Origin of the sequence: Pumilibacter muris, assembly GCF_943193045.1 — a bacterium.
In the GTDB taxonomy this organism is placed as follows: Bacteria; Bacillota; Clostridia; order Christensenellales; family Pumilibacteraceae; genus Pumilibacter; species Pumilibacter muris.
Map to the genome: position 1 here is coordinate 46994 of NZ_CALPCN010000009.1, position 23640 is coordinate 70633.

The window sequence follows — 23640 nt, forward strand, 5'->3', positions numbered from 1 at the left end:
TAAAACTATTCGGTTATTATCTTCAAGTCTTCAACGCTTACTCTGCACTTATAGGTGCCCGTTATTTCGAACCCCATGTTTGTGCTCGACACAACAAGGTCCTTCGCCTTGCTACCCGTCATAAATCCTTTGCTTTGCGCCGTTTCGAGAATATGCGGTATGCGGGGGTAAAGGTCGAAATTAACTTCCGTTTCTTCCCCGTCCCAAAGCGACTTGGGCATAAAATCTTTACCCGCAAACGAATATATGAACTCGCCGTCGGGAAGCGCTTTATCTTGCTGAGTAAAAAGAGGCACAAGCTCGTAGCGGCTGTCGAAGGGGCAAAAAACGACCCAAATAAACGAATTGAACGACGGAGACTTAGGGTTGCAATCTTTAAGCGTTAAAACCCACACGAATTGCGCCGCGTGATATTCCTTTTCGCCGTCCATAAAATTAGTAAATTCAAGCAACTTAAACCGCGCATGGCAAATTATTTTTTTCAGGTCTTTAACCGCGTTGTTAGCCGTTATTTCCTGCTCTATAAGTAAATGAGGCCACGCTTCGCTTTCTTTTCTCGGCGCAGAATACTCTTTTCCCGCGTCGAGCTCGAACACGAGTTTGCGGTTGTTTATAACCGTTAAACTTTTGCTCTCGTCGCAAATATTGTATTTTCCGTCCTCCACAGTAAAGTTGCCGTCTATAAGGTTATGCCGCGAATTCCACTGGCACAAAAACCATTTCGGAGTTCTTTCCCCAAGTCGGAACGACTTTATTGCGCCGTGCCCGTCGCGTATACTGTTTAAGCCTTTAAGATTAAAACCTCGTCGAAATTCTTCGTCTGCCAACAATTCCATAAATTTTATCTCCTTTAAATATCGTTAACGCCGCGCTCGCTTTCGACACTCACATTTTAAACGCGCCGCTCGTCATGCCGCGAATAAACTGTTTAGACGTGAAAGCGAACAGCACCAAAATGGGAACGCTCACAATCACGCTTCCCGCAAGCGGCGCGGCATAGTAAAGCTCGGTTTTGTAATAGTCGAGAGTAAACGAATTAAGCATTACGGGAATTGTGTATTTGTCGGTTTGATTTCCGAGCATTATCATAGGCCATAAATAGTCGTTCCAACTCGTCATAAAATTCATGAGCACAAGAGTAAGAAGAATCGGCAAGCTCAGCGGCAACGCAATTTTAACAAATTGCTTAACCGAGTTTGCTCCGTCTATATCGGCGGCGTCGAATAAATCGCGCGGTATGCCGTCGAAAAATCCGCGCAACAGAAGTATTCCGAACGGCACGAGCGAAGCCGCCTGCGGAAGAATTACTCCCAAGTAGCTGCCGTAAAGCGCGAACGACGAAGCCACCATAACATAACGCGTGGTTAGCGTGAGCACGCCGGGAATCATCATAAGCGCCAAAAACGCGCTGTATATAACGTTTTTAAAACGAAACTTATAACGAGCGAACGCGTAGGCGCCTATAGAACTCAACACAAGGGTAATCAACGCTTCGGATATGCTCACGAAAAACGAATTGAAAATGCTTCCGCTGATGTGTTCCCATGCAACCGCGTAATTCTTAAAGTTAAGCGGAAATGTAAGGCTTAAAGGATTCTCCACCTCTTGCATAAACGACTTAAAGCTTTTAACAAGCATAAGCCAAAACGGAAAGAGTACCAAAAAGCACAGAATAAGCAACACAGCCGCAAGCGCTATTTGAGCAATAAGCGTTCTTTTGTTTCTAATTCCCGTCATACGCCGTTCTCCGCCCTCATTTTATCCGAAATCTTATTCGAAATCGTGCTCAGTGTAAGCGTTATTACGAACAGCAAAACTCCTATAGAAGCCGCATAGCCGTAACGCGGCGACGCAAACGTGTAATGATACAAAATGTAGCCGGGCACAGTGCTCGCGGGGTCTACGGGGCTTAGCCCCAAAATAAGTTGCAGGTCGTACACTTGAACACCGTTTATAATTCCTATAATCAAAAAATACTTTATTTGCCCAACAAGAAGCGGCAAATCAATTTTAAATACTCTGCCGAAAGCCGAAACGCCGTCGAGCTCCGCCGCCTCGTACACCGATTCGGGAATAGCCTGCAAGCCGGATAGATAAATAAGAAAACTAATTCCGCCAACCCAAGGAAAGTTTGTAAGCGCCATAGAAAGAATTACTTTTCCTTTATCGAAATACCAACCGCTCGGTTTTGCGCCGAATAACGAAAACACGCTGTTGAACAGTCCTTCCGCCGAACCCGATAAAATAACGTTTTTCCATAAAAGAACCGACACCATTCCGGGCACAAGAGCGGGCAACAAAAACAGATAGCGGTAAACCTTTTCGAGTTTGCGAAGTTTTAAATTGAACAAAAGTTCGGCAAGTAACAACGTCATGACGTTGCTTGTTATAAGACTGCACAAAACCAAAATTAGCATGTTCCCAAACGCTTTTCGAAAGAGAACGTCGGTAAAAAGTTCTTTGTAATTTTCGAACCAAATCCATTCGCTTTTATTAGGCGTCCAATCCGTGAACGAGCGGGCAACAGCCGTAATTGCGGGATACACGCAAAACACCGCAACGGCGATTACTGGAAGCAATAGCCAAACGTATGCCGCGTATTGATTTTTGGCGTTTTTTAATTTTTTTGCATTCGGTTGCAACATAGTTTAAAACGTCCAGTCGTATTTCTTCACAATGTCGTCCACGCACTTGTCGATATGGGAATTCAAATAGTTTATAAGCGCGTCGGCGTCGCCTGTCTTGTTTCCTTTCGTATCTTCATAGAAGTCGCCCATAGCAATCTGATAGTAGTTATTGAAATCGGTTCCCAAATTATCGGGAATGTAGCACGCGCTCCACATTGCGGCGTCTTCCTCTTTATCCTCTTTGAAAGAATCTTTAAGCCCCGCGAATAATTCTACGGTGCTGTCGTCTACGTTAAGCGGCAACGCGTAGCCCAAATCGTTTACAAGGCGGGAATTGTTGCCCGACGCCGTTAAAAACATCAAAAAGTCAACGCACGCGTCAACGGCTTCCTGACCTTTGTTTACCGCGCTGTTAGTTACCCAATATGCGCTCGAAAGCCCGGCGCTTCCGCGTATTCCTTTGTAACCGCCGAATTTGGAGGCCGACGTGTCGAGAACGGGATAGCCCGCTATTTCGGTTTTAAAACGCGCGTTGCGGGTTAGGGTGCGCATTTGATTTCCGAGAGCGTCGGTTATTGCAAGTTTGCCGCGCGCGAAATTATATAAAGTATCGTAACTCAAATAGTTTTCCGGATAGTATTTCGCTTTTCCGTAACAAAGCGATAAAAACTCGCGGAAATACTCGTCGGAAAGCGACCACTTCCCCTCTTTGTAGCTTTTTATCAGCTCGTATGTTGAAACGGTGCCCGAATTATCGGCGTCCCATTCGGGAATTTTGGAGCCGTAAACCGATGTGCCTAAATATGTTTCGTGCCACAGTCCGCCGTGCATATAAACTTCGGCGGAAATCGTTCCGCTGTTTTTGGCTTTTTCAAGCGTAGCCAAACACGCGAGAAATTCCGAATGAGTTTCGGGCACTTCGGTTATTCCCGCCGCATTCAATATATCCATATTGTATAAAAGCCCTACGGCAACTTGGTCGAGGCAAACGTAATAATTCTTGCCGTCCGAAGCCGCCGACGCGGCAATCGCGCCGTCGCCGTATATGTCTTTCCATGCCTCGTTCCCGTCTTCGTAACGGTTTGGCTTTTCAAGATACGGCGTTAAATCGGCATACCACCCGTTGCCAACGTCGTCGTTTATAACAGTGCCAACCTGCATCAATAAGTCGGGCGCCGTGCCTGCGCTGAGCATACTCGTAATACTTCCGCGATTGCCGTTAAGCGACGCCTTATTGATTACGATTTCGAACTTGTCGTTTTCGGCGTTCCACTCTTTGGCAAGTTTTTCAAGCGTGTTATAGCTGCTTGTTGTGTTATAGTTGCCCGAACCTCCGCCGCCGTCGAAATACAATTTTATTTTCCCCGACGAACCGCAACCCGCCAAACCGCCCAACGCGAAACCAAGCATGGCCGCAACAGTTAAACAAATCATTAGTTTCTTAACTATTCTCATTGCATTTTCACTCCTTTCAGTCTGCAAAAGTATTTATTAAACTTAGTTTCACAATCAACAAATTTATTATAACACGACACAAGCGGTTTGTCAATACCTTTTTGAAAAAAAGTTTCAAAAATATTTTTTTATATTTAAGTTACTTTGCTACCTTTCGTTTCAAACAATACAATCGGTTAAAAAAACAAGCGGCTAACGCGCGTTTAAACGCTTTTGCCGCCTGTTTTCTGTTTATAAGTTTATTAGTGCTTAAAGGGTTTCGTCAAGACTCAATCCGAACGAATCCGCAAAATTCTGCAAAAAGTATTTAACCGATTTTTCGGGTATACTTTCGAGAGTTTTCTCGATAGACTTTTTAGCCGCCGCGAACTCGGCGTTCCCCGCCGAAAGTTCTTCGTTGCACTTTATTAGCGCGGCAAGCTTATCGGCGTATTTCACAAACTTATATTCGGGTTCGCTTTTCTCGGGCGAAACGGTTTTCGCAAAAGCATCTTTCAACTCGTTCGGCAGAAATTCGAGAAGTTTTTTCTCCGCTTTTTCTTCTATAGCTTTATAAGCCGCGCGAATTTCTTCGCTGTGATATTTTACGGGAGTAGGCAAATCGCCTGTAAAAACTTCGGCAGAATCGTGATACAGAGCAAAAATCGCCGCTTTTTCGGGATTGAGTTCGCCGCCGAAAAGTTCGTTTTCTATAATGCAAAGCGCGTGCGCGACCACCGCCGTTATATAGCTGTGCTCCGCAACGTTTTCTTTGCGCGTGTTGCGCATAAGACTCCACCTATCGATATGGCGGAGCCTCGCTATAAGCGAAAAAAACTTGTCTTTCATTTAAAAAGTTACTCTACGCTTATTTTCTTTGCGCGCGACAAAGTTTTCTTTGCCACCGACACAACGTTTTCCACAGTGAACCCGTATATCTCGAACAGTTTTTCGGCGGGAGCGCTCGCTCCGAAAGTATCCATGCAAACGCAAGCGCCGTCAAGCCCCACATACTTGCCCCACGACAAACTGCTTGCGGCCTCTATTGCAACGCGGGCGCGGCACTTGGGCGGAAGCACGGAATCGCGGTATTTTTGCGTCTGCTTTTCGAACAGCTCCATGCAAGGCATACTCACAACGCGCACGTTCTCGTTGCCGAGAGCTTTTTTCGCTTTTAAAGCAAGTTCCACTTCGCTACCTGTTGCAAGCAAAATCAATTCGGGAATTTCGGAAACGCTGTCGCTCGCTATGTAACCGCCGAAAAGAGCGCTCGCACCGTTGTCTTCGTAGCCGTCGGCGTCGGTAATTCTTTCGAACGGCGTCAAATTCTGACGCGAGCAAACTATGCAGGTGGGTCCTTTGCCTGTTACGGCGCTTATGTATGCCGCCGCAGTCTCTCTGCCGTCGGCAGGACGGAACACTTTAAGTCCCGGAATACCGCGAAGTCCCGCAAGCTGTTCCACAGGTTGGTGAGTGGGTCCGTCTTCCCCCACGCCTATTGAGTCGTGCGTTAAAACGTATGTCATATTCAAATCCATTATAGCCGACATGCGCATCGCGTTTTTCATGTAGTCGGAGAATACGAAGAACGTGCCGCAAAAAACATTGAATCCGCCGTGAAGCGCAAAACCGTTGCAGATAGCCGCCATAGCGTGCTCGCGTATGCCGAAATGCAAATTGCGACCCGTGCGGTTTTCGGCACTGTAATCGCCGCATCCTTTCAAATACGTTTTATTGCTCGGCGCAAGGTCGGCGCTACCGCCCACAAAATTCGGCATAAGTTCGGCAAGCTTATTCAGAACGATTCCCGAACAGTTGCGCGTGGCGTCGGGTTTGTTCGAAAACAGCTCGTAAAGAGTGTCCATATCTTCATCGGAAGGGCATTTGCCGCGAATAAATTGATTGAACAATTCGTAGTCGTCGGGGTACGCCGCTTTATACGCTTTAACCGTTTTGTTCCATTCCGATTCGCTCTTGTTCAAAGTTTCCACAATTTCGGCGTAATGTTTGGCTACGTCGGAGGGAACCTCGAACGGCTTTGCCGAATAGCCGAGCGCTTTTTTGGTGGCTTTAACGTTGTCTTCGCCGAGCGGCGCTCCATGACTGTCGGCGCTTCCCGCTTTGGGCGAGCCGTAGCCGATTGTAGTTTTCACTATTATCAAGCTGGGGCGGTTTTTATCCGCCTTAGCAAGCGTTATAGCCGCGTCTATCGCGTCAACGTCTTCGCCGTTTGGAACGGTGAGAACCTGCCACCCCTGAGCCTCGTGGCGGCGCGCAACGTCGTCGCGGAACGCTATTCCTATATTGCCCTCAATGGATATATCGTTGCTGTCGTAAAGCACTATAAGCTTTCCGAGCCCCCACGTTCCCGCAAGCGACGCCGCTTCGTACTCTATTCCCTCTTCCATGCAGCCGTCGCCGCAAAGCGCGAACGTATAATGGTCTACAAGTTTTAACCCGTCTTTATTGAACCGCGCGGCAAGCATGTCTTCCGCAAGGGCGAAGCCCACCGCGTTCGCTATGCCCTGCCCGAGCGGACCCGTGCTTGTCTCCACTCCCGGCGTAACTCCGTATTCGGGATGACCGGGCGTTTTGCTGCCGAGCGAACGGAAACTCATTAAATCTTCTTTCGTAACGTTATAGCCGCACAAATGCAACATGCTGTATAATAAAGCGGAACCGTGCCCCGCGCTCAGAATAAATCTGTCGCGGTTGAAAAACTGCGGGTTTTTGGGGCAATGGTTCATTTGGCGGGCAAAAAGCGCGTATGCGGCGGGCGCCGCTCCGAGCGGAAGTCCGGGATGCCCGCTGTTCGCCTTTTGAATAGCCTCAACCGCAAGCACTCTTGCCGCGTTGACTGCATTTTGCGTCGTCTTGTTCATAAACTTTTTCTCCTTTGAAGCCGCAAAGCGCGGCGATTTTCTCGTTTATATTATATATTTTTTCTGTTTTTTTGGCAAGTCTTTTCCCTCTTTTTTTACCGCGTGAACACGAATTTAACGTGCTTGCGTTCGTTACCGAACGCGGCTTTAATAAACTTTTTCAATTTTTTAGACAAAGTCACGGTTTTTAAATTCCCGCAACCGAAAAACGCCTCCGCGCTTAAATATGCGACGGTGTCGGGCAAAGTAATCGAAAATATACTCATGCTGTTTTTAAAAGCGTTTTTGTCTATTCCCGTTATGCCTCGCGGAACGGTTACGTTGCCGCCGTTTCCCGCATATTCAACGAGCAAAGTTCCTCTTACCTTAAACTCGGACGGAAAACTAATCGCCGCCGAGCGCGAAGGCGGCACAAGCGACTTATTCGCTCCGAAACCGCGCGCGTTTAAGAACGCGGCTCCCACTTCGTTCACCACCCCGCGCGCCGCGTTGGAAACCGCGCCTCCCACTTTTTTAGCCGCGTCCGAAATTGCTTCCGATAAGCTTCCGTATTGAGCGCCTCCCGTGCGCTCTTGCGCGCTAATTCTCTCTTTCACAATCGCGCGGTAAGCGTCGAACGACTCCGCGAATTCTTTACCGCCGCACTCGTTGCAGAATTTTGCGGTTTGAGCGTTTTTTGCGCCGCACTCGGCGCAATACTTAGCCGCAGAATCCAAAGCGGCAAGTTTTGCGAGCGCTTTCTTGCGCTCTTCCTCTTCGGCGGCGAGCCGAGCGGCTTCCGCGCGCTTTCTCATTTTCGCTTCGGGCGAATGTCTTTCCACAAACGCAACAGCTTTTTCATAGGCGTCGCCCGACATCTTTATTCCTTGCAGTTTTCCGTTTTTACCAGGCAATTTTTGTATAGGGGCGCCGTCGAACAGCAAAGCTATTGCGTCGCTCTCCTTTTCTTCGCCCTCGATGAGTTTTAAGAATCTGCCGTATTCGTTTTTAACCCAAGCGGTGTTTAAATAGCTTTCGTCGGAACACACAACGAGCATACAGTTCGACGTATACAACGCGTATAAAATAAGAGCTTCATAATCGGCGCCCGCCCTGTTCCCCATTTCGCGTTCCGAAAAAAACGGCTTATACCCCTTTCCTTTAAGATAAAAATACAAATCGTCGGCAAGCAAACAGTCCGAAGTTTTTTCTTTTGTATCGTCGTCGGTAACCTTTACGCAAATAAAGCAATCGTACCGTAGCCCCGAATCGTGCAAAACGCGAAAACTATTTCCGATATAATCTATTTCCGCCGCCTGCTTTTCGTATTGCGCGCGCTGAGCCGCAGTTGCGAGAGAAAGAGCGCGAAGATAATTTTTATCTTGCGAAAACACTTTTCCCGACACTTCGTGGCATATAGGTTGCAAACGGTTGTTCACTTCGTCTTTTATGTATTGCACTTTGTGCGAAGCGAACGCCGCGCCTATATACGCTTCGGGTTCTGAAGGCGCCGCTTTAATCGCCTGCTCGAACGAAACGTAAGCGTCGTTAAAGCGGCAAACGTCGAGTTCGTGCTTTCCCGCAATTATTGCCGAAACCGCTTCCGAAACGGTGTCGTCTTTCGGCAAAGTAAATTCACTGCCGCAATATTCGCAACGTATAACGCCGTTGTTCGCAAGCTCCAAACGCAAGGGCGCTTTGCAGTTTGCGCACTGATTTTCAACCATAGAAGACATTTCGCTATCCCCTTAAACGTCGGCAATCATTTTAAGTTCAGATATATCCACGCCCGAAAAAGCCGACAAAAACGCGTGCAGAAAGCGCGCCAACAGCGAAGTTCCGCCAAAACGCTCGCTCTCCATATTTATAACCATAACGGGGTCGTGCACGCTCATGCGCACCAAAAACCAACCCGAAGCATAATCGAGGTTGGCGCGTATTCCCTCGTAGTTGTCGGGGGCAAGGCGCACCGATTCTTTGTCTACGCAAAATTCGGCAAGTTTGTCTATAAGCATTTTTCCGTATTCCGCCCAGTTTTGAACGGTAAACTTAACGCGCACTTCTCTTTCCTCTTTGGGAAGTTCGAGGTCGGATATTAAACTTTTCAGTTCGAGCCCGCGCGACTTTAACTGCGCCATTTTAATAACTATGCGGGTTGCAAGATACGCGCCGTCGTCGAGGAAAAAGTTTTCTTTAAAGGCAGCGTGTCCGCTCGTTTCTATGGCAAGGGGCGCGTTGCGTCCTTCGCGGTTGAGGCGCATAGCCTCGTCTATAACGTTGCGGTAGCCGCGCTTAAAACGGTGGTGAACTCCTCCGCGTTTGGTTATAAACTTATTCAATCCGTCGCTCGTTACGCTGTCGGTAACAACGGCGGAACCGGGATATTCCGAAAGCACAATGTCGGCGGCAAGCGCGATTAGCAAATTGCGGTTTATTTCCGTGCCGTCCGAACTCACTATCGCGGCGCGGTCTACGTCGGTATCGAAAATAATACCCAAATCGGCGCCCGACGTCTTCACGCATTCCGATATGCTTTTCATAGCGTCTTTATCTTCGGGGTTGGGAATATGATTTGGAAATCTTCCGTCTGGTTCAAGGAACTGAGAGCCTGCGGTTGACGCTCCGAGCGGTTTTAACACCCGCTCGGCATAAAAGCCCCCCGCGCCGTTTCCCGCGTCTACAACAATCTTAAAACCCGTAAGCGGCCAGTCGCTTCCCGCGCTGCGGCGAACGAACTCTATAAGATGTTCGCAGTAGAGCTGCATATAATCGCGCTTATAACTTCGCGAAACGTTGCCCTTACGCTTTTTGCCCGCTTTTGCGAGCGCAAGTATTTCTTTTATTTCGTCGCCGGATAATCCGCCGGAACGCACAAAAAATTTGAGCCCGTTCATTTTGGACGGCATGTGGCTCGCCGTAATCATAATACTGCCGTCCGCCTTAGTGTCGTCGAACCGCGTCATCATAAACATTGCGGGAGTGGAGCAAAGCCCGCACAACAATATGTCTGTGCCCGACGTTTTGAGCGCGTCGCAAACCGCGCCGCAAATTCTATCGGCGGATATTCGGGAATCGTGCCCAACCGCTATTTTCAAATCGGGCTTCCCTATTTTTTCGCTTAGCCACACGACGAAAGCGTTCGTAATGGAGCGCACAACTTCGTCGGTGAGTTCTATTTCCTCTTCGGTGCCGCTTGCCACGCCGCGCACGTCGCTTCCGCTTTTGAGCTTTAACAAATCAATTTCCATACTCTTTCTCCTTATAACTTTTTAAAAAGCTATCCCCGCAAACCCGACATTCTTTTCACAAATCTTTTCAACTCCGCCGCTTTCGCGTTTTCGGAATTCATCAGCCTTTCCGCCGCCTCGTTTGCCACAAAGCGCATATCCGCTCCGTTGCAGTCTATTATTTCGTCGGCAACGTCTATGTAAAGCCGCTCGCGTTCACACAAAAGTCTTTTAATTCGCTCTTGCGGGTCGCCCGCAAGAAGCGGTCGGCTTTCCGCCTTTCCTATGTGCGACGCGATTGTTTCGGCGGTTGCCGACAAATAAACGACGAAACTGTTTTCTTTAAGCATTTTCACGTTTTCGGGGTCGGTAACCGCGCCGCCGCCGCACGCGAGCACAATAAACGGTATGCGCGACATTCTGCGCATTATTTCGCGTTCCAAAGCTCTGAAATGCGGCTCTCCGAAACGCCTGAATATTTCCGACACCGAACACCCCGCGCGCTTTTCTATTTCTTTGTCGGTGTCTATAAAACGGAGCGAGCACATTGCGGCAAGGGTTCGCCCCACGCTCGACTTTCCGACGCCCGACATTCCGACGAGAGCGACCGAATCAGCCATTTTGCACCTTTTGCGCGGCTATACGCATGGCGAGAACGTAACCGTATGCGCCCGCCCCGCAAAGCACAGCGCTTGCATACGGCGATATAACAGAACCGTGCCGAAAATCCTCGCGCGCGAAAACGTTCGACAAATGCAACTCCACAACGGGACAACTCAGCATTTTAACCGCGTCGGCAATAGCGTAGCTGTAATGGGTGTATGCGCCCGCGTTCACCACCACCGCCGCCGCCTCGTTATAAGCTTTGTGCAGTTCGTCAACTATTTCGCCCTCGCCGTTATGTTGGGAAAACGCTATCTCGTAGCCGAGCTTTTTCGCCTCTTGTTCGGTTTGCGCTTTAATGTCGGCAAGCGTGGTTTTTCCGTAAATTTCGGGTTCTCGCACGCCGAGCATATCAAGATTAGGACCGTTTATTATAAATATCTTTCGTTTTGCGTTCATGTCGTTTTTGTCTCCTTTTTTATTCCAGCTTCATTATTTAATTCGAGCCGATATAAACTCAACCATACTTTTTTTTACGCTCGAAGAAAAGTTTTCGCCCCGCCAAAATTCGTGCGCAGCAATAGCCTGCCGCACAAGCATTCCGAGCCCGTTGCACGTTTTCGCGCCCGCTTTCGCCGCGCTTTCCAAAAACGGAGTGACAGGCGGCGAATAAATTAAATCGTAGGCAAATTTAACTCCGCCGAACTCGAGTTCGGCGGGCGCCGCCTGTTCTCCGCCAAGTCCCAAACTCGTGCAGTTTATAACGGCGTCGTATATTCCTTCCGCACTTTTCACGGCAACGGCTCCGTAGCGCGAAAATTCTTTCGTCTTTTCGTAGGTGCGGTTAAAAACGAACGTTTGCACGTTTTCGATTTTAGACAGCGCTTCGGCTACCGATTTTGCCGCGCCGCCCGCTCCGAGCAAAAGTATGCGCCCGTTCGGAGTTCCGAAAGCCGCCTCATAATCGCCGAAAAATCCTTCCGCGTCGGTAGACGTGCACCTTCCGTCGCGGCAAACCGTGTTCACGGGTCCGACGTGCCCGAAAAGTTCCGCAACCGTCTCTTTATATGGCTTTGTAACGTTAAAACCGTCGTATTCCGACATAAGCTTTTTAACCGCTCCGCCAAGCTCATGCAAACTAACGTCGCAAACTCCGTATTCGCCGCGCTCTCCCAAAAATTCGAACAGCGCCGAATGAACTTTCGGGCTGAGCGTGTATTTTATATTGTGCCCGAGCACGCAAAGCTTTAAAGTTTTTTCTTGCATACGCTCACCTGCCATTCAGCATTTCCCAAAAGCCGGGATAGCTCACGTCGGCACATTCGCAGTTTTCCACCGTCGCGCCGTTTTCGCTCGCAGCCGCCGCGACGCCCGCAGCCATCGCCATGCGGTGGTCGCCGCACGGATTGAAAACGCAACCGCCTTTAAGTTTTCCTACGGGCGATATAATCATACCGCTTTCCGTTTCTTCGGCGCACCCGCCGAACGAACGGACGAGCGAAAGAGTTGCCGCAATTCTGTCGCTTTCTTTAACTCTCAGTTCTTCGGCGCCCGTTATAACCGATTCGCCGCCGAGAACGCACGCAAGCACCGCAAGAACGGGGATTTCGTCAACAAGTCGCGGAAGCATTTGCCTGTCTATTTTAAACCCTCTGCCATGCCCGAGCCCGCGCACGGTGAGCGTTCCCGTTTTTTCTCCGCCGCAAGTTTTAACATTTTCAATATCGTATTCGGCGCCTATCTGCTCGAAGATTTCGAGAATGCCCGTGCGCGTGGGATTAAGCCCCGCGTTTTCCACGCAAACCGTGCCGCCCGTCATGAGCCCGCAAACAAGAGGGAAAGCCGCCGAAGATATGTCGCCCGCAACTTGTATGCTTGCGCCGTGCAATTTTTGTCCGCCGCGCAATTTAATCGTTTTCCCGCGTCGAGCGAGTTCCGCGCCCATGCAGCCGAGCATTATTTCGGTGTGGTCGCGCGTAGGTTCGCATTCCGTTACCGTAGTTATTCCGTCCGCTCCGAGAGCGGCAAGCAAAACGGCGCTTTTAACCTGAGCCGACGCAACGGGCATAACGTAGTCTATCGCTTTAAGCCTGCCGCCCGTAACGGAAAGAGGAGCTCTGCCGTTATGCGACGCGATTTTCGCGCCCATTTGAGAAAGCGGAACGATTACTCTGTTCATAGGTCTGCGCGATAAACTTTCGTCGCCCGAAAGAGCCCATTCCCCGTTTTGCGACGCGAGCAGACCGCAAAGAAGCCGCATAGTAGTGCCCGAATTGCCGCAATACAGCTCGGCGCTTTTAAAGCCGCCCGCTCCCTTTATAAAAGCTGTGTCGCCTTTAATATCTATTTGCGCGCCCATTCTCCTCATGCAGTCCGCCGTTGAAAGGCAATCTTCTCCGAGAAGTATTCCGCGCACTTCGCCCGTTCCTTCCGCCGCCGCGTTGAACATAACGGCTCTATGCGTTATGCTCTTATCGGGCATACATTTAAGACGCTTGGAGAATTTCTTTATTGGCTGTATTTTTACAGAACTCATTCGCGTTTCCCCTTAGCGCTGTGTCTACGTTCGTCGAAAATCTTTACTGCGGCTTTATATCTTTCTACAAATTCGGAGTTTGTAACCTTGCTTACAAAAACTTTTCCCGCGCCGAGCTCGCCGAGCAACGTGATTTTTCCGTCGGTATTCTTTTTGTCGCTCTTAGCCGCAAAACAAACTTCTTCGGCGGCAAAACGAGGCAATTCGGGAGTTCCCGCCTTTTTAAGCAACGCGCAAATCGAATCGCGAAAATCCGAATCGGAATTTTGCGTCATGTAAAGTTCCAACTCTATGCCGAGCATAACGTATTCGCCATGACTTAATTTGTGAGAGTCGCATTTTTCGAGCGCGTGCCCCACCGTGTGCCCCAAATTCAAAATCATGCGATTTCCCTTTTCGGTAGGGTCGTCGTCAGTTATTTTCTTTTTAAAACTCGCGGCGGCTTTCACGGCTTTTTCAACCGCCGACGGCTCGCGTTCCATAAGCCCGTTTATGTTTTGAGTAACGAAAGCATACAGTTCCGGCTCCAAAGCGGCGGTTTTTATAAGCTCGCCCATGCCGCAACGCCATTCGCGTTCCGGAAGCGACGACAAAACTTCGGGACATATAACTATGCTCGTCGGCATTTTAAAAGCGCCGAGCATGTTTTTATAGCCGTCGAGGTTTACTCCCGTCTTGCCGCCTATCGAACTGTCAACCTGACTTAACAGCGTTGTGGGAACGTTTATAAATTCCACTCCGCGCATGTAAACGGACGCTACGAAACCCGCGAGGTCGCCAACAACGCCGCCGCCCACAGCAACCACTATCGCGCCGCGCGTTATTCCCGCTTCGAGCATTTTTCTGCAAACGTTTTCCGCCGAAGAAAACGTTTTCGAATCTTCCCCCGCCTTTAAAACGCACACGTCGCGCTCGGGTAAAAGTTCGGGATGAAGCCGCGCCACGTTTTCGTCGGTAACGGTGAAAACACGTCTGCCGCCCGAAAGTCTCGCAACAGTCTTTTTAACAAGCTCGGCACGCGGCACGAAAACGAGCTCGTTCGCACTCTTTTCGGTTACGCTTCCGTCGCAATTCACAACCTCGCTCATCTTATTTTCCTCTCGCGCATCTCTTTAACCCTATTGCTAAGCGTTTGGAAATCGTCCGCACCCGCAGTTTTCAAAAGCTCGTCCAAAAGCGCGAAAGCCGCCACGTTTTCTATTACTACTGCGGCTGCGGGAACGGCGCAATAATCGCTCCGTTCGGGCGCCGACTTCACAGCTTTTCCGCTCGATATATCAACCGTGTTAAGCCCTTTCATTAAAGTGGGAATGGGTTTCACGCACGCGCGCAACACTATTGTTTCGCCGTTAGACATTCCGCCCTCTATGCCGCCCGCGTTGTTCGTTTTGCGAGCCGTTTCGCCGTTCTCCGACGGAAATATTTCGTCGTGAATCTGCGAACCGAATTTCGACGCGACAGCCGCGCCCGCGCCTACCGAAACGCTTTTAACCGACTGAACGGACATAACATGCTTAGCTAAAATTGCGTCAAGCTTTCTATCGTAGTGAACATAGCTCCCAACGCCCGCAGGCATACCGCTTGCGAGAACTTCTATTTCGCCGCCTGCCGTGTCGCCGTTTAGCATACATTCGTCTATTTTCTTACGCATTTTTTCCGACGCGGAAGCGCTCAAACAACGCACGGGGTTCGCGTCCGACAGCTCGTTGAGCCCTATTGCCGATTTAGGGTTAGCGTCGCTGCGCTCCCCGCATATTTCCGTAACGTGGCTGCCTACGGTTATTCCGAGCGCTTTTAAAAGCTGTTTGCACAATGCGCCCACACCCACGCGCGCCGCTGTTTCGCGCGCGCTCGCCCGTTCCAAAACCAACCGAGCGTCGGCAAAACCGTATTTTACGCAACCCGTAAGGTCGGCATGACCGGGTCGCACGGCGGTGAGAGCCTTAAGCGCGGGATTGCCCGAAATAGGGTCGGTATATTCGCGCCATTTTTCGAAATCACGGTTTTTAATAAAAAACGCAATAGGGCTTCCGAGCGTAAGCGAGCCGAACATTCCCGAAAGAATTTCCGCCTCGTCGCTCTCTATTTTCATTCTTCCGCCTCTGCCGTAGCCGAGCTGACGGCGTTTTAATTCCGCGTTCAACTCGTCGCAGTTTATGCGAACGTTCGAAGGAAAACCTTCGAGTATTGCCACAAGCCCTTTGCCGTGACTTTCTCCTGCCGTTAAATATTTCATTAAATAACCGTCCTCTTACGTTGTTTCCGCCGCTCCGTTTTCTTATTTAACTTACCGAATAGCCCGCGTCAATCAAAGTATTTCTCGCGCTTACGCAGTCGCGCCGAGTTTCGAAAGCGAGCATAAGAGCGCCGCCCACTCCCTCGCGGGAATCGAGTATGCGCAAGTTGGCTATATTCACGCCGCCGCCCATTAAAAGCGACACAACGGCGCCTATGCTGCCCACTTCGTCTTTTACGTCTACGCAAAGCGTGAGGTCGGAAACATAGCCGCGAGCCGCCGAAAGGATTTTTCTTTTTTCGCTCGCCTCTCGCAATTTGTTTTCGAGTTGTTCGTATTCGCCGCGTTTAAGAAGCTCGCGCAAATCGGCAAGCCCGTCTATATATTCGCCGAGAGCGCGCAAAACGTTTTCTCCGTTAAGTTCGCACACCTGCGCCCAAAAGCGGGCGTCGCTGCAAGCTATGCGCGTGCTATCCATAAACCCGCTTCCCGCAACGGAAGAGTCGTTGCCGAGAGCGGTGCCCGCAAGAGCATAAGCCGCAAGATGAGGCATGTGGCTATAGTACGCCGCAAGCCTGTCGTGTTCGTCGGCGGAAATCACGAGCGGCTTAGCCTTTATTTTTCGGGCGATTTCCTTAACGTATTCAACGTCGCCTTGCCTACTGTTCTCGTAAGGCACAACGCAGTAAGTCGCGTTTTCGAACAGATGAGGTTTCGCCGCCTCTATGCCGCTGCGTTCGGTTCCCGCCATAGGATGGCCGCCAACTATCCGCCCCTCTATACCGTTTAAAATCCTTTTAACGCTTCCCACGTCGGTAACTACGGCGGAATTCCCAACAGCCGCCACAGCCTCGCGAACCGTTTTTTCAAGCGCATACAACGGAGTGCACACAAACACGCACGAAACGCCCGTAAATTTTTTCAACGGGCGTATTTCGTTTACAACGCCGTTTTTTAAAGCGTACTCTTCGGTCGTTTTATTGCTGTCGCATCCCACAACGTTATAAAAAGGTTTTAGCGCAAGCGCCAAAGACGCGCCTATCAGTCCGAGCCCCGCAACAGCAACCGTTTCAATTTTCTTTCCGTTTTCCGTCAAATACAACTCCTATTTCGCCGCCGCAAAATCGGCAAAAACCTTTAAAGCTACCAGCGTCCGCCGCCTCCGCCGCCGAAGCCGCCGCCCGAAAAGCCGCCTCCGCCGCCAAAGCCTCTCCCGCCGCCGCTACGTGAGGAAGACGACGGCGTAGAAATCGTCGCCGCAGAATACGCTCTGTAACTGCTACGGTAATAGCTATTGAAAACCGCGAAAGTGAACAGCGTGCTTCCGTGATAGTAAACGGGCGGTTCGAGCGTCAGCCCCTTGAATTTGTCTTCCCAAATATCCGACACTCCGAGCACGTTTGCATACGGAAGAATATCGTAATAATATTGCGGATTTTCTTCCAAAAGCGTTTCGAGCCGTTCCTTTTCGGCATATTGCAAAAACTCTTTAAAGCCGACTATTTCGTTTAGTTCTTCGGTGTAATACTTAGTTCGACGCGCAATAAACGGCGCTATTATGAAACACAAATCAATCGACACAATCAAAATAATGATTTCGGCAAGTCCGAATGCGTCGCGGTGAGTTAATAAAAGCAACATAGACGGTATTGCGGTTACGAGCGCGTATAAAACCGCAAAAGTAATCCATTTTGCTTTTCCGAATTTCTGACGGTTATTTACAAGATAGCCTCCGAACAAAAGCGATATTACTGCGGGGAATAGCGCTAACAAGCCCATAAATCCGAAAAACGATTTATGCACGAGCATGCCCGAAAAGCCGACAACGAGAAAAGAATACAACACGGCGAGCAAACTTGCGGCAACGGAAATCATTTTCGTTTTGTTGTCGTATAGAGTGTTTTTGCCTTTGTATTTTCCCGCGATATTCGATTGAACCGTTCTCACCGCAGTGTATGTGCGGTTAGTTAAATCCGAAACCGTAACCTCTTTCTTTTTGCCGAAAATTTTGCTGAAAAAAACGTATTGATAGTTCGGCAAGCCATCGGGCAGTTCGCACTTTTTAATAAGCTTGAAGCTGTCCGATTTGTTTTCTTTGCTCTTGGGCTCGATTACCTCCAAATATCCTTTGCTCGCAAAATAGAAAATAAGCGAAGTTACGTCGCTTCCCTGACATGTTCCGTCTATAAGATACCCCATGTCCACAGGGTCCATAGGAAGATCGTGCTCTCCCGCCCCCGCATGCTTCGGCGGATAATAGTTTGTAATAGGAGTAAGCGGCGCGTTTTTGCCTATTGTGAATTTTAGCGCGAGCGCAACGCCTATAATCACGAGTCCGAACGCAAGGACAATCCACACATAACTTTCCATGCGCGAAGAAAACGTTCCTTTCGGCATGTAATAGTAAAGCGTGAGCCCTTCGTAATTATTGAGCGCATAACCGCCTTCGTATTCGGGACGCACCGAAAACGAATATTCTTTCGCGCCCGCTTTCGGCGCGCTTTCCACAATCGCGCCCACCGCGTTTCTATTTTCACCCCAACCGCCGTAAAAATACTCGGGTACGGCGTTTGTGTTTTCGGGCAATATAACTTTTATGTCGGCTTGACGAATTTTACACGACCACCCTTGCCCTATCGCGTTAACGGCGAGCGCGTCGGGATTGTCGGCGAACGGCGGCGTAATCATGGTATACTCTATAGTGCACCTAAGCCCGGAGCCCCAAATTATTCGGTCGGGGCTTCCCACCCTAACGCGCAAAACATTTTGGTTCGGATAGCTCAATTCGAACTCGTCGGAAAAATCCGACGCGTTATAAACTTTTAGGTTCCTGATTTTTTCGCCGCTGTTAATGGCAATATCACGGTAAAACCCGTGACTCGGGTCAAAGGTAATTTTATCGAACTCGAACGTGTAGTCTTCGATTATATGCATACTTCTGTCGCCCGCGCTCGCGTCTATCGTAACCGACAAATCCGTGATTCTGTAATTATTGTCCGGCGTATTTGTGTAAGGACTGCTCTGCGACGAGCCGCACCCCGCAAAAAACAGCGAAAAAGCGAATGCCAAAACAAAGATGCTCAAAATCGCAAATTTCTTTTTCATATTCCGTTTCACCGATTGAACTTTATTCTTAAAAACTTATTTTAACGTTTTGGCGTTCTTCCGCGCTGTCGAGCTCGAAATAATTGCGTTTTTCGAGTTGCATGGAATTTGCCACAAGGTTCGAAGGGAACGTTTGAATTTTAGTGTTGTACGCACGGCACTTTCCGTTATAAAACTTACGCGACTGGCTCAAATCGTTCTCTATTGCCTGCAACTGCGATTGCAACGACAGAAATTGCGAATTCGCTTTAAGGTCGGGATAGCTTTCAGTTAGCGCGAACAACGTTTTAAGCGTTCCGCCCAAAGCGTTGTCGGCGTCTATTTTGGCGTTGGCGTTAGGCGCCGCGATTGCCGCGTTGCGCGCGGCTATAACTCTTTCAAGAGTTTCGCTCTCGTGCTTTGTATATCCTTTAACAGTCTCCACAAGATTGGGAATTAAATCGTATCTTTTTTTAAGGTATACGTCTATCGTTGCCCATGCCTCTTCGCAACCGTTCGATAAAGCCACAAGACTATTTCTTATGCTAATAGTAACGCCTACTATAATCAAAATAACAACCAACAACACGGCGACTATTATTCCGATTAAAACACCCATGCTCAAAGAAAGTAAATTCATAACAAAAAACCTCCTGTTTTAGGTAAATAAATTATACTATACGCACGCGCAAAACGCAAGCGTTTTATACGCTCGCCGCTCCGCGTTTAAAAAGTACGGCGCGAATTTTCGCTGTTTTCCGAAAATAACCGTTAAAGCTTTACTTGCAAAAACCTACGAAGTTGTGCTATAATTTTAACATGAATAAAAAATCCGTGTATTTATCAATGCGGCTAAACAGAATCGCGCCTCAGCGCGACAGAGCGTATATCGCGGCGGCAACGGCGCTAACAGTTTTATGCGGATGCGCGGCGGTTGTTTCGTGCTTGCTCGCAGCTCTTGCAAACTTAAAATCGGCGGCGTGCGCGGTTGTGTTCGCGGGACTCGCCGCACAAGCCGTTTCGCTATTTCTCATAATAAAAGAAACAGTACGCAACCGATTTTTTTCGGCGGTACTGCTTCTGTTTTTTTCACTAATTACCGTAGCGGCGTTAATATTTGCCGCCGTTTACGTTTTGGGCTGAAACTCACTTTTTGTTAAACTCGCGGTAAATTGCTTTGATTGCCTTTTGACAATCGCCGTTTTCAACGCCTATAATAATATTGAGCTCGCTCGAACCTTGGTCTATCATACGAATATTCACGTCGGCGTCGCTAAGCGCGGAAAACACGCGCGAAGCGGTGCCCTTTTTTCTGTTCATTCCGTGCCCCACAACGGCCACAAGAGCAATGCCTTCCACATACTCCACGTTGTTTGGCGAAAGCTCCTCTTTTATTTCTCGCAACACTGCGTTCACGGTTTCGGGGCAAAGCGAAGCGGCGTCAACAACAACCGTCATAGTGTCTATTCCGCTCGGCAAATGTTCCAAAAGTATGTTGCGGCGTTCCAAAATTTTAAGCAATTTGCGTGCGAAACCGAGTTCGGAATTCATCAAGCTTTTTTCAACGTATATAGCGGCGAAATCAGTTTTACCCGCTATTCCCGTTATAGTGCGGTCGGTGCGCTTGTATTCCCCGCTCATATACTTTTTAGTGGGCACTATCATTGTGCCGGGCGCGCTCGGATTAAAAGTGTTGCGAATGTTTATGGGTATGTCCGCTTTGCGCACAGGAAAAATACTGTCGGGGTGCAAAACGTTGGCGCCCATATAGCTGAGCTCGCGCAACTCCTTATAAGTCAGCATTTCTATAATTTGCGGATTTTGTTCTATGCGCGGGTCAACAGTCATAAATCCGTCTACGTCGGTCCAGTTTTCGTAAACGTCGGCTTTAACGCCGCGAGCAATTATCGCCCCCGTAACGTCGGAACCGCCGCGCGAAAACGTTTTGATTTTGCCGTTAGGCATTTTGCCGTAAAAGCCGGGAATAACAGCTCGCGCAACTTCCTGCGTTTTCTGCTCAACAAGCCTGTTAGTTGTTTCGCTGTCGAAATTGCCCTCCATATCAAACCGAATAACGTCGCCCGCGTCTATAAACCGCATGCCGAGAAATTTTGCCGTTACTATGCCGGACAAAAACTCTCCTCTGCTCGCCGCGTAATCCACCCCCGCTCCGCCGTTTATTTTATCGCGTATCACGTTAAATTCGGGCGTAAGGTCAAGCGAAATAGAAAGTCCGTTTATAATTTCGTCGAACCGTTTAACAACTTTTTCAAGCGCGGCGTCGCAAATGCCCGCACGGTTGCGTTCCTCTATGCAATCGAGCAACAAATCGGTAACTTTAATATCCGACGGTTCGCGCTTACCCGGCGCCGACACAACGATAAAACGCGCGTCCGCGTCTTTTTCGATAATCTCGGCAACCTTGCGAATAGACGACGCGTTCGCCATGCTCGTGCCGCCGAATTTGAGAACTTTCATCTTTGTCTCCTAAAAAGTATCGTAAAAATTTTAAACGGCTCAACCTATAATTCTCGCTTCCAAATAATAACGCTTTTCTTCGGCGCTACCCATTGAAAACGTTTTTTTAGGTAAAATTCCGTTTTTAATTATATATTCGGTAAAGCCCGATTTGCTCACAGGCGGAAGTTCAATCGCCACGCAGTCGGGCAACTTGCCAAGCTCTCTAACAGCCTCGTCGCCGTGAATATAGTCTATTTTAGCGCCGTAACGCTCGGCATATTCTTCGGATACCCTTTGCACGAAAGCGACCGCCTCTATGGGTTTTGCGGGAAGAGCGAAAGCGTATTCTTTTCCGCCGCCAAACGCAACCGCGCCCACCGAAAAGTCTTTCGACTCATTTTGGAGAACTTTGGTAAACTCTTGCGGATTCACTCCGAAAACCGCGCGGTGTATGGGTTCGAATTCTATTCCGTCGTCGTACAAATTCACTATTTCGCAAAGCGCGTAACGTTTAAGTTCGGCGCTCGCGTCGCCACAAGCCTTAGCTTGCTCGTAGCACAATTTCGCCGCCGCAAGAGAGTGGTTACCGTCGCCCGCGAGCAACAAAAGGTTTTCGCCGCAACGTGCCGCAGTGTCGCTTTCAAGAGTCTTAAACGCAATGTCCACGCTTTCGGTTTGGGCAACTGCAAAGCCGCAAATATGCCCGCCGCCGCAGCAAAGCTCAAAGTCGTACAGTTTTTCGCATTCGGATTTTTCAACCGCCGAAAACAATATATTTTTCGGGTCGTCGGCCAAAAGCAATATATGCGGAATTTCGAGCGGACTGTTTTTTCGGATTGCGGCGCGCGGCGGCAACCTGCTTTCAACCGTTCCTTCGGTGGCGCGTATGAGCGCGCGGGAACTCGGCTTGAAATCGTATTGCTCCAAATCTATTTCGGCAATAAGTCCGCGCCGTACTTTACCCGACTTAAAAGTGCGCTTCACAAATATATACGAGCGCACCTCTTTAAACAATCCGCCCGAAACGTAAGTTTTCATTGCGGATTCTATATTCGTTCTGCGAACGGCAACGTCCGATTCGTCGAGGTAACATTCGGGCAATATAAGCCTTAAAGAACTCGGTGCGTCGCCCACGAACAAATCGAGTGATTCCCAATATTTTCTATCGGAAGTGAACTGGTCGCAAGCAACGACAGCCCACTTTCGCATGTCGCAATTTTGCGGCAACAATGCCGACGGCGCGCGCACTGCGGCGCTTCTTTTAAGCAAGTCGTTCATTACTTTTCTATAACAGTTTCAACGACCGCAGTTGCGTCGGCGGGCGGCGCGGGTTTGTTATCGAGCTTTGTGCTGAGCCCTACGGCAAGCGCCCATAATACAGCGCTGATTAAAAGCGCCGAAATTTTGCCCCAAAAATTATGAACGAAAACAGCTTTAAAAAAGCGTTTCACTCCGTTTTCTTTTTTCTCTTTTTCTTCTTCGCGCCGAATAGTTACGCTTTCCACAGTAACCGCCGCCTCCTTAAATTATCGCCGTGCAAAAACCGTTAAAACCCAAACTCAGTTTTTGCGATGCTTGCCTTTTTTCGTACTGTGCGCTATGGCTTTAAGACCGTAAAATTCCTGCAATGTGTCGGTAAGCATTTCGGAATCGAAATAGCGTTTTAACTCGCCCCTGTATGCAACCGAAATAACGCCCGTTTCTTCCGACACAATAATTGTTAGCACGTTGTTCGTTTCGCTCACCCCTATTGCCGCGCGGTGACGCGTGCCGAGTTCCTTATCCACTTCGAGGCTTTGCGTAAGCGGTAAGAAACACCCCGCCGCCATAATGCGATTGCCGCGCACAAGCACGGCGCCGTCGTGAAGCGGAGCTTTGGTATTGAAAATCGATTCGAGCAATCCGCACGAAACAACCGCGTCGAGTTTTGTTCCGCTCTCTTTAATATGAACGGGTATGTGCTCGGGCGTTATAACCATGAGCGCGCCAACGTCTTTTTTAGCCATATTAAGCGACGCGCGAACTATTTCGGATATAGCCGAGTTAAGTTCTTCGTCGCTGCAATCGTATTGAGTCGTAAAAACTTGCTGCATGTCGCGCGGGCTGGATATTTTCCAAAAACCGCGCCTCGTCTCCTGAGGAAAGAGCGCCGCCACACCGAGTATAACCAAAATAAAAGCGTATTCGAACGTGCGCGACAGCAAATGGAGCGACAGCGCTTTGCTTGTAAGCACAACCGCCACCGCCAAAAACGCCGCGATATATTTAAACAATCTAACGGCGTCGTTCTTTTTCAAAAACACGAAAACCGCGTAAATCAGAAATGCAAACAGTACTATGTCTACGACCGACTGAACGGGTTTGTTCGTCAACTCGTTTAAAATATTTTCCAAAAACTGTTTCACAATCACGCACCACAATATATAGCTTTTTTATCATTATACACTTTATTTTGAAAATTATCAATTTATTTGCGCAATATTTTTAGCTAATCGGCAGAAAATCTTATTTTTTTTTGCAAAGTGCTTGATTTAATACCGAAAGTGATATATAATAAAAGAGATAAGTAGCA

The 23640-nt window shown here is 48.9% G+C and carries 22 protein-coding genes; 1 reads left to right on the plus strand and 21 read right to left on the minus strand.

Annotated features, from left to right (window positions below; all coding sequences use genetic code 11):
- Positions 1 to 5: 5 nt before the first annotated feature.
- From NFR62_RS09335 to NFR62_RS09415, 17 genes are all read right to left on the minus strand, one after another.
- Positions 6 to 836 (minus strand): hypothetical protein, encoded by an 831-nt coding sequence (locus tag NFR62_RS09335; RefSeq protein ID WP_251617746.1) that lies wholly within the window; start codon positions 834 to 836, stop codon positions 6 to 8.
- A gap of 49 nt (positions 837 to 885) precedes the next feature.
- On the minus strand, positions 886 to 1737 hold the full coding sequence (locus NFR62_RS09340; protein WP_251617747.1) for a carbohydrate ABC transporter permease: 852 nt from the start codon (positions 1735 to 1737) through the stop codon (positions 886 to 888).
- A complete protein-coding gene (locus NFR62_RS09345; protein WP_251617749.1) occupies positions 1734 to 2645 on the minus strand; it encodes a carbohydrate ABC transporter permease in 912 nt (303 codons plus the stop codon). The genes NFR62_RS09340 and NFR62_RS09345 overlap by 4 nt, the downstream gene beginning before the upstream one ends.
- Before the next feature lie 3 nt (positions 2646 to 2648).
- Positions 2649 to 4082 carry an ABC transporter substrate-binding protein gene (locus tag NFR62_RS09350; protein WP_251617750.1) on the minus strand — a complete coding sequence of 478 codons (1434 nt, stop codon included), beginning with the start codon at positions 4080 to 4082 and terminating at the stop codon, positions 2649 to 2651.
- A 249-nt stretch (positions 4083 to 4331) separates the two neighbouring features.
- Positions 4332 to 4910: a 5'-deoxynucleotidase gene (yfbR, locus tag NFR62_RS09355; RefSeq protein WP_251617752.1), complete on the minus strand. Its 579-nt coding sequence runs from the start codon at positions 4908 to 4910 to the stop codon at positions 4332 to 4334.
- An 8-nt stretch (positions 4911 to 4918) separates the two neighbouring features.
- Positions 4919 to 6943 (minus strand): transketolase, encoded by a 2025-nt coding sequence (gene tkt, locus NFR62_RS09360; protein ID WP_251617754.1) that lies wholly within the window; start codon positions 6941 to 6943, stop codon positions 4919 to 4921.
- A 95-nt stretch (positions 6944 to 7038) separates the two neighbouring features.
- Positions 7039 to 8658, minus strand: coding sequence for a leucine-rich repeat protein (locus NFR62_RS09365; protein ID WP_251617756.1), 1620 nt, complete (start codon positions 8656 to 8658; stop codon positions 7039 to 7041).
- A 12-nt stretch (positions 8659 to 8670) separates the two neighbouring features.
- Positions 8671 to 10170: a phosphohexomutase domain-containing protein gene (locus NFR62_RS09370; RefSeq protein ID WP_251617759.1), complete on the minus strand. Its 1500-nt coding sequence runs from the start codon at positions 10168 to 10170 to the stop codon at positions 8671 to 8673.
- A gap of 29 nt (positions 10171 to 10199) precedes the next feature.
- Entirely contained in the window at positions 10200 to 10769 is a 570-nt protein-coding gene (locus tag NFR62_RS09375) for a shikimate kinase (RefSeq protein WP_251617765.1), read from the minus strand.
- On the minus strand, positions 10762 to 11211 hold the full coding sequence (gene aroQ / locus NFR62_RS09380) for a type II 3-dehydroquinate dehydratase (protein ID WP_251617766.1): 450 nt from the start codon (positions 11209 to 11211) through the stop codon (positions 10762 to 10764). The genes NFR62_RS09375 and aroQ overlap by 8 nt, the downstream gene beginning before the upstream one ends.
- A 33-nt stretch (positions 11212 to 11244) precedes the next feature.
- On the minus strand, positions 11245 to 12018 hold the full coding sequence (locus NFR62_RS09385; protein WP_251617767.1) for a shikimate dehydrogenase family protein: 774 nt from the start codon (positions 12016 to 12018) through the stop codon (positions 11245 to 11247).
- A gap of 4 nt (positions 12019 to 12022) precedes the next feature.
- The gene (gene aroA / locus NFR62_RS09390; protein ID WP_251617769.1) at positions 12023 to 13288 is read right to left on the minus strand and encodes a 3-phosphoshikimate 1-carboxyvinyltransferase; all 1266 of its coding nucleotides are present in this window, start codon (positions 13286 to 13288) and stop codon (positions 12023 to 12025) included.
- A complete protein-coding gene (locus NFR62_RS09395; protein ID WP_251617771.1) occupies positions 13285 to 14376 on the minus strand; it encodes a 3-dehydroquinate synthase in 1092 nt (363 codons plus the stop codon). Before NFR62_RS09395 ends, aroA begins: the two co-directional genes overlap by 4 nt.
- Complete coding sequence (aroC, locus tag NFR62_RS09400) at positions 14373 to 15524, minus strand: chorismate synthase (RefSeq protein WP_251617773.1); 1152 nt, start codon at positions 15522 to 15524, stop codon at positions 14373 to 14375. The genes NFR62_RS09395 and aroC overlap by 4 nt, the downstream gene beginning before the upstream one ends.
- A gap of 46 nt (positions 15525 to 15570) precedes the next feature.
- Positions 15571 to 16620 (minus strand): prephenate dehydrogenase/arogenate dehydrogenase family protein, encoded by a 1050-nt coding sequence (locus NFR62_RS09405; RefSeq protein WP_251617775.1) that lies wholly within the window; start codon positions 16618 to 16620, stop codon positions 15571 to 15573.
- Positions 16621 to 16667: 47 nt separating this feature from the next.
- On the minus strand, positions 16668 to 18629 hold the full coding sequence (locus NFR62_RS09410; protein WP_251617777.1) for a DUF2207 family protein: 1962 nt from the start codon (positions 18627 to 18629) through the stop codon (positions 16668 to 16670).
- A gap of 28 nt (positions 18630 to 18657) precedes the next feature.
- Entirely contained in the window at positions 18658 to 19248 is a 591-nt protein-coding gene (locus NFR62_RS09415; protein WP_251617779.1) for a LemA family protein, read from the minus strand.
- 179 nt (positions 19249 to 19427) lie between these two features.
- Between NFR62_RS09415 and NFR62_RS09420 the strand changes: the two genes are divergently transcribed.
- Positions 19428 to 19751, plus strand: coding sequence for a hypothetical protein (locus NFR62_RS09420; RefSeq protein ID WP_251617781.1), 324 nt, complete (start codon positions 19428 to 19430; stop codon positions 19749 to 19751).
- A gap of 3 nt (positions 19752 to 19754) precedes the next feature.
- Here NFR62_RS09420 and NFR62_RS09425 read toward each other — a convergent pair whose 3' ends face one another.
- Genes NFR62_RS09425 through cdaA form a run of 4 tightly spaced genes read right to left on the minus strand, consistent with a single transcriptional unit; the run spans position 19755 to position 23473 of the window.
- Positions 19755 to 21086, minus strand: coding sequence for an aspartate kinase (locus NFR62_RS09425; RefSeq protein ID WP_251617783.1), 1332 nt, complete (start codon positions 21084 to 21086; stop codon positions 19755 to 19757).
- A 39-nt stretch (positions 21087 to 21125) separates the two neighbouring features.
- Positions 21126 to 22346, minus strand: coding sequence for a DUF1015 domain-containing protein (locus NFR62_RS09430; RefSeq protein WP_251617785.1), 1221 nt, complete (start codon positions 22344 to 22346; stop codon positions 21126 to 21128).
- Positions 22346 to 22573, minus strand: a complete 228-nt coding sequence (locus NFR62_RS09435) for a hypothetical protein (protein ID WP_251617787.1) — start codon at positions 22571 to 22573, stop codon at positions 22346 to 22348. The genes NFR62_RS09430 and NFR62_RS09435 overlap by 1 nt, the downstream gene beginning before the upstream one ends.
- Before the next feature lie 54 nt (positions 22574 to 22627).
- On the minus strand, positions 22628 to 23473 hold the full coding sequence (gene cdaA, locus NFR62_RS09440) for a diadenylate cyclase CdaA (protein WP_251617789.1): 846 nt from the start codon (positions 23471 to 23473) through the stop codon (positions 22628 to 22630).
- Positions 23474 to 23640 lie beyond the last annotated feature (167 nt).